Annotated in this window: 10 protein-coding genes; 3 read left to right on the top strand and 7 right to left on the bottom strand. The window is 63.5% G+C overall.

Annotated elements, in window-relative coordinates:
* Nucleotides 1-168 precede the first annotated feature (168 nt).
* On the top strand, nt 169-1,098 hold the full coding sequence (locus J4E63_RS03310; protein WP_192261125.1) for an AraC family transcriptional regulator: 930 nt from the start codon (nt 169-171) through the stop codon (nt 1,096-1,098).
* A gap of 141 nt (nt 1,099-1,239) precedes the next feature.
* On the opposite strand, the gene J4E63_RS03305 is transcribed toward J4E63_RS03310, so the two are convergent.
* Nucleotides 1,240-2,871, bottom strand: coding sequence for a 5-guanidino-2-oxopentanoate decarboxylase (locus tag J4E63_RS03305; RefSeq protein WP_207281128.1), 1,632 nt, complete (start codon nt 2,869-2,871; stop codon nt 1,240-1,242).
* 159 nt (nt 2,872-3,030) lie between these two features.
* Here J4E63_RS03305 and J4E63_RS03300 point away from each other — a divergent pair, with 159 nt between their 5' ends.
* Nucleotides 3,031-3,912: a LysR substrate-binding domain-containing protein gene (locus tag J4E63_RS03300; protein WP_207281127.1), complete on the top strand. Its 882-nt coding sequence runs from the start codon at nt 3,031-3,033 to the stop codon at nt 3,910-3,912.
* 188 nt (nt 3,913-4,100) lie between these two features.
* Here the strand turns inward: J4E63_RS03300 and J4E63_RS03295 are convergent, their stop codons facing one another.
* Both J4E63_RS03295 and metE read right to left on the bottom strand, forming a co-directional pair.
* Nucleotides 4,101-5,120, bottom strand: a complete 1,020-nt coding sequence (locus J4E63_RS03295; RefSeq protein WP_207281126.1) for an alpha/beta fold hydrolase — start codon at nt 5,118-5,120, stop codon at nt 4,101-4,103.
* Nucleotides 5,121-5,425: 305 nt separating this feature from the next.
* A complete protein-coding gene (gene metE / locus J4E63_RS03290; protein WP_207281125.1) occupies nt 5,426-7,738 on the bottom strand; it encodes a 5-methyltetrahydropteroyltriglutamate--homocysteine S-methyltransferase in 2,313 nt (770 codons plus the stop codon).
* A gap of 109 nt (nt 7,739-7,847) precedes the next feature.
* Between metE and metR the strand changes: the two genes are divergently transcribed.
* On the top strand, nt 7,848-8,765 hold the full coding sequence (gene metR / locus J4E63_RS03285; protein WP_060740854.1) for a transcriptional regulator MetR: 918 nt from the start codon (nt 7,848-7,850) through the stop codon (nt 8,763-8,765).
* A 129-nt stretch (nt 8,766-8,894) separates the two neighbouring features.
* Here metR and J4E63_RS03280 read toward each other — a convergent pair whose 3' ends face one another.
* The 4 genes from J4E63_RS03280 to J4E63_RS03265 form a co-directional block, all read right to left on the bottom strand.
* Complete coding sequence (locus J4E63_RS03280; protein WP_207281124.1) at nt 8,895-9,392, bottom strand: GNAT family N-acetyltransferase; 498 nt, start codon at nt 9,390-9,392, stop codon at nt 8,895-8,897.
* On the bottom strand, nt 9,389-10,027 hold the full coding sequence (locus J4E63_RS03275; protein WP_053124734.1) for a LysE family translocator: 639 nt from the start codon (nt 10,025-10,027) through the stop codon (nt 9,389-9,391). Before J4E63_RS03275 ends, J4E63_RS03280 begins: the two co-directional genes overlap by 4 nt.
* A 24-nt stretch (nt 10,028-10,051) precedes the next feature.
* On the bottom strand, nt 10,052-10,468 hold the full coding sequence (locus tag J4E63_RS03270) for an NUDIX domain-containing protein (protein ID WP_207281123.1): 417 nt from the start codon (nt 10,466-10,468) through the stop codon (nt 10,052-10,054).
* A 207-nt stretch (nt 10,469-10,675) separates the two neighbouring features.
* A complete protein-coding gene (locus tag J4E63_RS03265) occupies nt 10,676-12,043 on the bottom strand; it encodes an HD domain-containing phosphohydrolase (RefSeq protein ID WP_207281121.1) in 1,368 nt (455 codons plus the stop codon).
* Between the last annotated feature and the right edge of the window lie 75 nt (nt 12,044-12,118).

Raw genomic sequence — 12,118 nt, 5'->3', positions numbered from 1 at the left:
CCCGAGATGTTGAAACAAAAGGTTTCAAGCAAGTTTCGCGAGCGTTGCCCCGTCATGGACCATTGCGCCGTGCAGGATCAGGCAAGCTTTCAACAGGATGTTGCTACCGCTGCGCCTTGCACAAACATAAGCTTCGTTCATCGCTCCCTATCGTCTGAGGATCCCGGCATGTCGCCACTCGATCACGCCCACGTCCCGCTGGACACGTACCTGGAACAACAGCGCGCCGAACTGGCATCGATCATCGACCGCAACACCGGCGAAGACGGCAGCTACGCCACAGCCATCGGCTCGCTGAACCTGTCGCGGCACAGCCAGCCGCACAAATTCGCCCCGGTGCTGGCGCAACCGGCGCTGTGCATCATGGCCCAGGGCAGCAAACAGGTGCGCCTGGCGGACGAGCTCTTCAACTACGATCCGCTCCATTACCTGGTGGTCTCGGTCTCGATGCCGCTCAGCGGTTGCGTCGCCGACGTTTCGCCCGAGCAGCCGATCCTGGCCCTGCGCCTGGACATCGACCCGGCGGAAATCACTGCGTTGATCGCCGACGCCGGCCCCTTGGGCGTGCCGACCCGCCCTGCCGGGCGCGGGCTGTATGTCGAACGCCTGGACACGCCGATGCTCGACGCTGTGCTGCGCCTGGCACGGCTGCTGGACACGCCGAAAGACATCGCCATGCTCGCGCCCCTGGTGCGCCGGGAAATCCTCTATCGCCTGCTGCGCAGTCCACAGGGTTATCGGCTGTATGAAATCGCCATCGCCAACAGTCAGAGCCATCGCATCAGCCAGGCGATCAAATGGCTCAACGGCCATTTCGAACAGCCGCTGCGCATCGATGACCTGGCCCGGGAAGTGAACCTCAGCGTCTCGACCCTGCATCACCGCTTCAAGGCCATGACGGCCATGAGCCCACTGCAATACCAGAAGCAACTGCGCTTGCAGGAAGCCCGCCGGTTGATGCTGGCCGAAGGGCTGGAAGCTTCGGCAGCGGGGTATCGGGTGGGGTATGAAAGCCCTTCGCAGTTCAGTCGCGAGTACAGCCGATTGTTCGGCGCGCCGCCGTTGCGGGATCTGGCGCGGTTGCGGATGACCGTTTGACCTGGGTTTTGTGTTGGCTGGGCCGGCCTCATCGCGAGCAAGCTCGCTCCCACATTGGGCCTGTTGTGAACGGAGAATCTGTGTTCAATGAAGATCCCCTGTGGGAGCGAGCTTGCTCGCGATGAGGCCAGTCGAAACACCTCAACACTTCGATGCCCAAACCCCCTGGTCAATTTCAATCAATGTCGGCCCCTGCCGCTCACGGGCCGCCAGCAACGCGGCACGCAGCGACGGCACATCGTCGATGGCTTGGGCAAAGCAGCCCAAGGCCTTGGCGACCCCGATGAAATCCGGGGTGTAGATGTCCACCCCCACCGGTTCGATGGCGCGATTGAGCATGTATTTCTTGATCTCTTCGTAGCCCTGGTTATTCCACAGCAGCACGATCACCGGTGTGCGCGCTTCCACGGCGCTGGCCAGTTCCGGCAGGGTGAACTGCAACCCGCCGTCACCGATCAGGCACACCACCGCGGGGCGGCCGTGGCCCAGGTCCTTGCCGCCGAGCCAGGCGCCAATGGCCGCCGGCAACGCGTAGCCAAGGGTGCCGTAGCCGGTGGAGGAATTGAACCAGCGGCGCGGCTGCTCCGGGTTGAAGGTCAGGTTGCCGGTGTACACCGGTTGCGTGGAGTCACCGACGAACACCGCCTCCGGTAGCGTCTGCAAGACCGTGTCGAGAAACAAGGTCTGGGCGCGGATCGCGGCGTCCCAACTGCCTTGAAGCTCGGCGCGCAACCGGGCGGCACGGGCCGGCCCCCAATCGGCTTGGCGTTCGGCCAAGGGGCGCTGGTCCAATTCGTCGAGCAAGGCCCGGGCGGCGACACCGGCGTCGGCCACCAGCGCCAGGTGCGGCGGGTAGTTGCGCACGGTCTGGTCCGGGTCGATGTCGATGCGCAGCAGCGCACCGGGAATCTCGAAGCCGCCGGCAAAGGTAATGTCGTAATCGGTTTCGGCCAGTTCGGTGCCGATGGCCAGCACCACATCCGCCTCGGCCACCAACGCACGGGTGGCCACCAGGCTCTGGGTGGAGCCGATCAGCAACGGATGGCGCGCAGGCAGCAGGCCTTTGGCATTGATGGTCAACGCCACTGGCGCGCCGAGACGTTCGGCCAGTTCGGTCAATTCGGCCCTCGCGTCGATGGCCCCGCCACCGACCAGGATCAGAGGCCGCCGAGCCGTCGCCAGCAGGTCGGCCATTTGTTTTACCGCACCCGGTGCGGCACCGGCGCGGCTGATGTTCACCGGCACGCTGGCGAGCAAGGCATCGGCGTCTTCGACCAAAACGTCCAGCGGGATTTCAATGTGCACCGGTCGCGGGCGCCCGGCCTGGAACACCGCGAACGCCCGGGCCAGCACACCGGGCAATTCGGCGGCGGACATCAGCGTGTGGGAAAACGCCGCGACCCCACCCACCAGCGCACTCTGGTTCGGCAGCTCATGCAGTTTACCGCGCCCGCCGCCCAATTGATGGCGGGCCTGTACGCTGGAAATCACCAACATCGGGATCGAATCGGCGTAGGCCTGGCCCATGGCGGTGGTGATGTTGGTCATCCCGGGGCCGGTGATGATGAAACACACGCCGGGCTTGCCCGTGACGCGGGCGTAGCCGTCGGCCATGAACCCCGCGCCCTGTTCATGACGGGGGGTCACATGGCGGATGCTGGAACGGGCCAGCCCGCGGTACAACTCGACGGTGTGCACGCCGGGGATGCCGAACACCTGTTCGACGCCGTAGCCTTCGAGTAACTTGACCAATACTTCGCCGCACGTTGCCATTGCCACTGCCCTTTTGCTTGTCTTGGACGCAACCCCGCGCAACACGCCGCAGGGTCTTTTTGTGTTTGGGAATGGCGTTATTGGAACGGTCAGGCCATAGCGGCAACAATGGATAAAAAGTCATACTAGCCATGTCCTCACGTCATGGCTGGATCCGAAATGAAACGACTTCCCCCGTTGCCGGCGTTGCACACGTTTCTGATCACGGCCCAGTGCTGCAACTTCACCCGCGCCGCCGAACAGTTGCACATCACCCAAGGCGCGGTCAGCCGACAGATAGCCGGGTTGGAAGACCATTTGGGCTATGCGCTGTTCCAGCGCCAGGCACGGGGACTGAGCCTGACCGCCGAGGGCCAGGCATGGCTGCCTCGGGTGCAGCAGGTGTTCAGCCTGATCGGCGAGGCGATGGAACAGGTCGGCGAAAAGCACCAGACCCTGCAACTCAAGGCCCCGACCTGTGTGATGCGCTGGTTGCTGCCGCGCCTGCTGCAATGGCAGAAGGAACGGCCGGACGTGCCGGTGGAACTGACCGCCACCGCCAGGCATGGCGTGGATTTCCAGCGCGAAGCCTTCGACGCCGCAGTGGTCTATGGCCCGCCACCCGACGCCTCATTGGCCTGCCTGCACCTGTTCGATGAACAACTGACGCCGGTCTGTTCCCCACCGCTCCTGCAAGGTCCAACGCCGCTGCGCTCGCCGGCCGACCTGCAACAACACTTGCTGCTGCACCCCACCCGTGACGAACGCGACTGGAATGCCTGGCTCAATGCGGCCGACGTGCACTTGAGCAACGTCAGCAAGGGTCAGCATTTCGAAACCCTGGACCTGGCGATGTCCATGGCCTCCCAGGGCACCGGCGTGGCGATTGGCGACTGGTCGTTGATCGACGATGACCTGAACGCCGGCAGGCTGGTGATGCCGTTCGAGCTGAAGGTCAAGACCGGGCTGGGTTATCACTTGGTACACCCGCGCAAGCCCCAGGCCTCGGCGCCGTTGCTGGAGTTGATGGACTGGTTGGTGGCGCAGGCGCAGGTGCGGTAGCGACTGCCCCTTCGAGGGTGAATGAAACTGTGGCGAGGGAGCTTGCTCCCGCTGGGCTGCGCAGCAGCCCCCTAGGGTTCAGCCCGAGGCATCAAGGTGGCTGGATAGATTATGGGGTTGCTTCGCAACCCAGCGGGAGCAAGCTCCCTCGCCACAAAAGCCAGGCAGGTCTCAAGCCATCAGGGTTATCAGAGCAGATTCGGCGCCTGCACCGGTTCGATCTGCGCCCAATGGGACGTGTCTTCGCGGTGCTGCTGCAGGTACGGCAACACCGCCCCCAGCAACGGCGCCTTGAACGCGTCCTGGAAGCGATGGGCCAGGCCCGGGATCAGTTTCAGTTGGCTGCCTTGGATGTGCGCCGCCAGGTGCACGCCGTGCATCACCGGCAGCAACGGGTCGGCGGTGCCGTGGACGACCAGGGTCGGCACCCGCAGTTGATTGAGCAGGGCTACCCGGCTCGGCTCGGCCATGATCGCCATGATCTGGCGCTTCACGCCTTCGGGGTTGAAGGCCCGGTCATAGGCCAGTGCCGCCTGATGCAACAAGGCCTGACGATCATCCACCACCATCGGGCTGCCCAACGCGGCCAGCAGGTCGGCCTGCTGTTCGAGGGCCATTTCGCGATTCGGAGCACCGCGCCGGGACAACAGTTGCACCAGTCTTTCGCTGGGCGCGGGCAAGCCTGCGGCACTGGAACTGGTCATGATCAGGGTCAGGCTTTCAACCCGCTCAGGCGCCATGGCCGCCATGTGCTGGGCGATCATCCCGCCCATGCTCGCGCCCAGTACGTGGAAGCTTTGCACATGCAACGCGTCCATCAGCCCGAGCCCGTCGGCGGCCATGTCGGTGAGGGTATACGGCGCGGCCACGGGCAAGCCGAGTTTGTAGCGCAAGGCTTCAAAGGTCAGGTTGGCGCTGCCGGGCGCCTGGCGCCAGGTGCTCAGGCCGACATCGCGGTTATCGTAGCGAATCACCCGGAACCCCTGCTCGCACAGGGCGACCACCACTTCGTCCGGCCAATGGATCAACTGCCCACCCAGGCCCATCACCAATAGCAATGCAGGATCCGAGGCACGGCCAATGCTCTGGTAGGCCAGGCTGACCTGATCCAGATCGACCCGTTGGGTCGCAACATTGACATCACAACGAGATGCCGCCATCGACGGCAGGCCGAAAAACAACGCGGCCAGGAAAATAAGTACACGCATGAAGAAACACCGAAACGCAGAACCCCAGTAGAGCGCGAGTCTGATGAAGTTTGTTCAAGCGCGCTGCCACAGTTGCGTGACAGTTTGATGAAGATTGCCGAGTGGTGACCTGAAGTCATGTGGGCACCCTGTGGCGAGGGAGCTTGCTCCCGCTGGACCGCGAAGCGGTCCCAAAAGGCTTCGACCTCAAAATATGATCAAGGCATGACCTTTGGGGCTGCTAGCAGCCCAGCGGGAGCAAGCTCCCTCGCCACAAAAAAGCTCCCCTTGCCAGAGCCAGGGGGCTCGCCCACAACATCCGGGCCTCAGGCCAACTCGCTACGCAACTGCCGCGCCGCCGCCACCATGTTCACCAGTGCCGCTTCCGTTTCTGGCCAGCCCCGGGTCTTCAGCCCGCAGTCGGGGTTGATCCACAGCCGCTCGGCGGCGATGCGTTTCACCGCCTTGCTCATCAGCGCAACCATCTCGGCCGTGTCCGGCACCCGTGGCGAGTGGATGTCGTAGACGCCCGGGCCGATGTCGTTCGGGTAATCGAACGCCTCGAACGCTTCCAGCAACTCCATGTCCGAACGGGAGGTCTCGATGGTGATGACATCGGCGTCCATGTCGGCGATGGCCTTGATCACGTCATTGAACTCGCTGTAGCACATGTGGGTATGGATCTGGGTGTCATCACCCACGCCCGATGCGCACAAGCGGAAAGCCTCCACGGCCCAGTCCAGGTAGTGCTGCCATTGCCCGCGACGCAGTGGCAGCCCTTCGCGGAAAGCCGCCTCGTCAATCTGCACGATTTTGATCCCGGCCTTTTCCAGGTCCAGCACCTCGTCGCGCAGGGCCAGGGCCAGTTGTCGGGCCTGGACCTGGCGCGACACGTCTTCGCGGGGGAACGACCACATCAGCATGGTCACAGGGCCGGTGAGCATGCCTTTCATGACCTTGTCAGTCAGGCTTTGCGCGTAACGGATCCAGTCGACGGTCATGGCTTTCGGGCGGCTGATGTCGCCGTAGATGATCGCCGGCTTCACGCAACGCGAACCGTAACTCTGTACCCAGCCGAAACGGGTGAAGGCGTAGCCGTCCAGTTGCTCGGCAAAGTACTCCACCATGTCGTTGCGCTCGGCTTCACCGTGCACCAACACGTCCAGGCCCAGGCGCTCCTGGATCTGTACGGCATGGCGGATCTCGGTGTGCATGGCGTCCTGATAGTCGTTGGCCGACAACTTGCCCTGCTTGTAGGCCTGACGGGCCAGGCGTATGGCCGGGGTCTGCGGGAAGGAGCCGATGGTGGTGGTAGGAAAGGCCGGCAACGCCAAACGTGCGCGCTGGCGTTCGATGCGCCGGGCAAACGGTGAATGCCGCTGGCTATCCTGTGGCCCGATCGCCGCCAGACGCGCCTGGACCTCGGCTTTGTGAATGCGCGCCGAACCGGCGCGACGGGCCTGCACCTCGCGGCTGTCGCTCAACGCCTGCTGCACGGCGGGGGCCTGTGGATCGTTCAGCGCATCGCGCAGCACCGCGACTTCACCGCACTTCTGCACGGCAAAGGCCAGCCAGCTCTTGAGTTCGGGATCGAGCTGGTCTTCACGTTCCAGGTCCACCGGGCTGTGCAACAACGAGCACGAGGTGCTGACCCAAAGGTTGTCGCCAAAGCGCTCCTGGGCCGGTTGCAATTGCGCCAGCGCCTGTTCAAGTTCGCAGCGCCAGACATTGCGACCGTTGACCAGGCCCACCGAGAGAATCTTGTAGGTCGGCAGGCGGTCCAGCACCTGGCCCAGTTGTTCCGGGTCACGTACCGCGTCGATGTGCAAGCCGTCCACCGGCAGGCTCACCGCCAGGCCGAGGTTGTCTTGCAGGCCACTGAAATAGGTGGCCACGAGCTTTTTCAACGGCGAGTACTGGAGGATGTGGTAAGCCCGCTCGAAGGCGCTCCTCCAGGCCAGGGGCAGGTCCAGGGTGAGGATCGGCTCGTCGATCTGCACCCATTCCACGCCCTGGGCCTTGAGGCGGTTGAGGATTTCACCGTAGACCGGCAGCAGGCGCTCCAGCAGGCCGAGCTTGTCGAACGCCTCGCCCTTGGCCTTGCCCAGCCACAAGTAGGTCAACGGGCCGATGATCACCGGTTTGACCTGGTGGCCCAAGGCATGGGCCTCGTCCACTTCGTCGAACAACTGCTCCCAGCTCAGGGCGAAGGTCTGGTCGGCGGAAAACTCCGGGACCAGGTAGTGGTAGTTGGTGTCGAACCACTTGGTCAGTTCCTGGGCGTATTGCGCCTGGCCGTGCTCGGCACCGCAGCAACTGGCCGTGGCGCCACGGGCCATGGCGAACAGGGTGTCGAGGGTCGGCCGGCCCTGGGCATTCAAGGTGCCGTGGAAACGTTGCGGGACCGCGCCCAGGGTCAAGGTGTGGCTGAGCACCTGGTCGTACCAGGCAAAGTCGCCGACGGGCAGCAGGTCGATGCCGGCGTCTTTCTGCAGTTGCCAGTGCCGGGCCCGCAGTTCACGCCCCACGGCTTGCAACGCAGCCGGGGCCAGGTCGCCCTTCCAGTAGGCTTCGAGGGCTTTCTTCAGTTCGCGGTCGGCGCCGATGCGGGGAAAACCGAGGGTGTGGGCCAGTGCCATGGTGTGAGTCCTCCTGTAAAAGATGGCGCCATTGTCGACAGCTTGGCCCACATGAGACAAACTCAACCTTTTCGTGTTGATCACAAGTTTTACTCATGGAGCCACTCCGGTGCTTGAACTCCGTCACCTCAAGACTCTGCACGCCCTGCGTGAAGCCGACAGCCTGGTCGAAGCCGCCGAACGCCTGCACCTGACCCAGTCCGCCCTCTCCCACCAGTTCAAGGAACTGGAAGAGCGCCTGGGCATGCAGTTGTTCGTGCGCAAGACCAAGCCCGTACGTTTCACCAGCGCCGGCCTGCGCCTGTTGCAACTGGCCGATGCCGCCCTGCCGCTACTGCGCAGTGCTGAACGGGACATCGCCCGCTTGGCGGGCGGCACCGCCGGGCGCCTGCACATGGCCATCGAGTGCCACAGCTGCTTCCAGTGGCTGATGCCGACCATCGACCAGTTCCGCGATGCCTGGCCGGAAGTAGAGCTGGACCTGGCCTCGGGTTTCGCCTTCGCCCCCTTGCCGGCCCTGGCCCGGGGCGATCTCGATTTGGTGGTGACCTCCGACCCGCTGGAACTGGCCGGCATCACGTACGTGCCGCTGTTCACCTACGAAGCGATGCTCGCCGTCGCCAACCAACATCGGTTGGCGGGCAAGCCCTACATCGTGCCCGAGGACCTGATCAGCGAAACCCTGATCACCTACCCGGTGGAGCGAGACCGGCTGGACATCTTCACCCGCTTCCTGGAACCGGCCGACATCGAACCGGCCCAGGTGCGCACGTCCGAGCTGACGGTGATGATGATGCAACTGGTGGCCAGCGGCCGTGGCGTCTGCGGCATGCCGCACTGGGCGCTGCATGAATACAGCTCGCGGGGCTACGTGAAGGCCAAGCGGCTGGGGGAGAAAGGTTTGTTCGCCACGCTGTACGCGGCGGTGCGCACCGACATGCTCGACGCGCCGTACATGCGCGATTTTTTGCTGACGGCCAAGGACACGTCGTTTTCCACACTCGACGGTGTCAGTGCCGTTCGGTGAAGGCCAGTCTTTTGTGGCGAGGGAGCTTGCTCCCGCTTGGGTGCGCAGCGCCCACCTGAAAAGGGGCCGCTACGCAGCCCAGCGGGAGCAAGCTCCCTCGCCACAAAAGCTCCATCGTCATGCCAGGTTTTAGAGTTCTAGCCACATGTGGATTTTGTCGAGGAACTCATCCTCCACGCGGATCGCCATCGGTTCAAGGCCATACAGGACGAAGCCGCAGCGCTGGTAGAGCTTGAGCGCCGGGTCGTTGCCCGCGGTGACGGTCAGTTGCACCAGGCGCAGGAAGGTGTGGCGCCGGGCTTCGTCGAGGGCCGCCTGTACCAGTTGGTAGCCAAGGCCCCGATGACGATGTGCATCGGCGACGTACATGCCGAACAGCAGCGCCTTGTGCCGGGCTTTTTCCCGGGGTTCCAGGGCCAGGCCGACGATGCCGACCAGTTCTTGCTCGACAAACGCCCCCAACAGCACATCGAGCCGGCTGCCCAGGCGTGACTCCCACCAGTTGATGGGCAACTTCGCCCGCTCGCCGGCGCTGGAGGTGAAGGCCTGGGGGTGCAAGGCGTACGCCTGGAGCATCAGTTCGCGATACATCAGGGCATCGCCGGCCCGCAGGCGTCGAATGTTCACGCCGAACGCCGTTGCTCAAGCATCAGGCGCAGCGCCAGGGCACCGAGGACAAACCCCATGAAGTAGCGCTGCACTGCCAGCCAGCTCGGGTTGTGGACAAACCACGAGGCAATGCCGGCGGCGAACAGGGCGATCAGCAGGTTGACGCTGAAGCTGACGCTGATCTGGGTCAGCCCGAGGATGATGCTCTGGGTGAACAGCGAACCATGTTCCGGGCTGATGAACTGCGGGAACACCGACAGATAGAACACCGCGATCTTGGGGTTCAGCGCACTGGTGAGAAAGCCCATGGTGATCAGCTTGCGTGTCGAGTCCGCCGGCAACTGCTGGGCCTCGAAGGGCGAACGCGCGCCCGGTTTCACTGCCTGCCAGGCCAGCCACAACAGGTACAGCGCGCCGGCCCACTTCAACACTTCATAGGCCATGGGCACCGCCAGGAACACCGCCGTCAGCCCCGCGGCGGCGGCGAACATGTGCACGAAGAACCCCGCCACCACGCCCAACAGCGACGTGACGCCGGCCTTGCGGCCCTGGCAGATCGAACGGGAGATCAGGTAGATCATGTTCGGGCCGGGCGTCAGTACCATCAGTAACGCGGCGGCGGCGAAAATCAACAGGTCCGGCAATGGAATCATGGGCGTCAGTCCTTGAGGCATGAATCAGCAAGTAGCGAGGTGTGTCGCTCGATAAAACGGCAGGATCACCTCGCCTGTCAACGGTGCGAGCACAAGATCGCTGTCGCCGGCCGGGTCGATCCAGCACACCTCTTCGATTTCGGCCGCCGGCGAAACCGGGGCGTCGATGTTCAGCAAAAACACCTCGGCCTGCACGATAAACCCCGGTTCGTTGGCCGCCGGCGCGCTGAACACACCCAGGTGGCAGGCCTGGGCCGGGTCGATCCGCAACCCAAGCTCTTCTTCCAGCTCCCGGACCAGCGCCTGCACCGGTTGTTCATCGGCCTCGATCTTGCCCCCCGGCTGCATGAAGGCCCGGGTGCCGCGCTTGCGCACCAGCAGGGTTCGCCCGTCCGGCCCGAGCAGCAGGGCGGCGGCGATGCGGATGAGGGAGGTGGTCATGATGAGTCAAAGCCTTGGGCAGAAAAATGCCAGGGAGATTACAGACCACAGTGGCAGGGAGCAAAGCCTGGCGCTGGACTGAAATTCAACACATTCCCCCTGTGGGAGCGAGCTTGCTCGCGATAGCATCCGGTCAGTCAACATTGCAGTCACTGACACTCCGCTATCGCGAGCAAGCTCGCTCCCACAGGCATCTTCAGATCCGCATCACCCCAAAATCGGCTTCGGCGCCGAAGGGTCGGCCAGTTCTTCGGGGATCTTGACGAACACGCTGTACCGGGCCCCTTCCATCGACTCGAAGGCGATGAGCTTTTCCACCAGCGGGCCGCTCAGGACCTTGCCGGCGTTGAGCAGCAGCATGCCGTTGTCGGCGTTGAGGTTGCGCGCCAGGATCATACCGGCCACCAGTTCGCGGGTGTTCATGACCTTGACCGTCGGGTCGGACAGGGTCACGTCGTCCAGGTACTCGCCGCAGGCCTTGATGAAATCCTCGACCATGTCCGGGTCGTACAGCTTGCCGGCGTATTTGCGGATGTAGACCAGCGCTTCGTCGCTGTTCATCTGTCGTTCGAGGATCAACCCGCGCTGCAGCTCGATGAAATCCACCGCCAGTTTCAACAGCCGCGAGCCGAAGGGAATGGCTTCGCCCTTGAGATGCTCGGGGAAACCGCTGCCGTCCCAGCGCTCCTGGTGATGGCGGATGATCCGTGCCGCGTCCTTCATCGGGTCCAGGGTCATCAGCAGCGATTCGCTCTGCTTCGGATAGGACCGATAGAGATCGAGTTCATTGTGGTGCAGCAGATCGGCGGGCGTGACCATCATATTGTCGGTCCAGCTCAGCTTGCCGATGTTGTAGAGCGCCGCGGCCATGGTCAGGTCACGGTCGGTGGACTCATCGAGAAAATGCAGTCGGCTGTAGACCCTGATCAACTCGATGATCTGCCGGTTGGTCTGCTTGGGCTTGGGCAGGCGCAGGTTGGCGATCAGCGAAAACACCTCGGTACTGGTCACATAACTGCGCTTGAGCTCGTCGTAGGCCAGGTCGAGCATGTCGGCGGTCTGCTGCAGCTCGGAGGTGCGCGACACCACGCGTTTTTCCAGGGTGGCGTTCAGGGTCTTGAGTTGCTGGTTCTGCTCGCGGTTCAGCGCTTCGAGACGCTGGCGCTCGCTTTCGGAATGCTGGTGGGCCAGGGCCTGGCGCAAGGCCTGCACCAGTTCGTCATCGTTCCAGGGTTTGCTGAGGTAGCGATAGAGCTGCCCCTCGTTGATGGCCTTGGTCATCATGTCCACATCGGCATAACCGGTGAGCAGGATGCGCAACGTCGAGGGGTACAGCTTGCGGATCTCGGCCAACAGCGTGGCGCCATCCATGTTCGGCATGCGCGCGTCGGTCATCACCAGGTCGACCGGCCGCTCCTTGAGAATCTCCAGGGCCTTGGCGCCACTGTCGGCCAGCAGGATCTCGTACGGCTGGCTGCGCAATAGCCGACGCAGGCTATTGAGAATCGACTCTTCGTCATCGACCAGCAGCACCACCGGCTTCTTTACCGGAACGTCCGGCGATTGATCTTCCATTTGAAACCCCCTCCTGTTCACGACAACCGTTCTACCTGGCCCCGCATTACAGCCTAGTAGATTGCGAAAATTTAG

It is taken from the genome of Pseudomonas sp. FW300-N2F2, assembly GCF_017351655.1.
Lineage (GTDB): Bacteria > Pseudomonadota > Gammaproteobacteria > Pseudomonadales > Pseudomonadaceae > Aquipseudomonas > Aquipseudomonas fluorescens_AA.
The sequence above is the reverse complement of the archived record's forward strand: the minus strand, read 5'-3'. Positions and strand labels throughout refer to the sequence as shown.

Bases quoted from the DNA above. Each gene is read 5' to 3' on its own strand.
- J4E63_RS03265 (WP_207281121.1), bottom strand. From the start codon at position 12,043: ATGGAAGATCAATCGCCGGACGTTCCGGTAAAGAAGCCGGTGGTGCTG.
- metE (WP_207281125.1), bottom strand. From the start codon at position 7,738: ATGGCACTGGCCCACACCCTCGGTTTTCCCCGCATCGGCGCCGACCGC.
- J4E63_RS03305 (WP_207281128.1), bottom strand. From the start codon at position 2,871: ATGGCAACGTGCGGCGAAGTATTGGTCAAGTTACTCGAAGGCTACGGC.
- J4E63_RS03295 (WP_207281126.1), bottom strand. From the start codon at position 5,120: ATGCGTGTACTTATTTTCCTGGCCGCGTTGTTTTTCGGCCTGCCGTCG.
- J4E63_RS03270 (WP_207281123.1), bottom strand. From the start codon at position 10,468: ATGACCACCTCCCTCATCCGCATCGCCGCCGCCCTGCTGCTCGGGCCG.
- J4E63_RS03310 (WP_192261125.1), top strand. From the start codon at position 169: ATGTCGCCACTCGATCACGCCCACGTCCCGCTGGACACGTACCTGGAA.
- J4E63_RS03300 (WP_207281127.1), top strand. From the start codon at position 3,031: ATGAAACGACTTCCCCCGTTGCCGGCGTTGCACACGTTTCTGATCACG.
- J4E63_RS03275 (WP_053124734.1), bottom strand. From the start codon at position 10,027: ATGATTCCATTGCCGGACCTGTTGATTTTCGCCGCCGCCGCGTTACTG.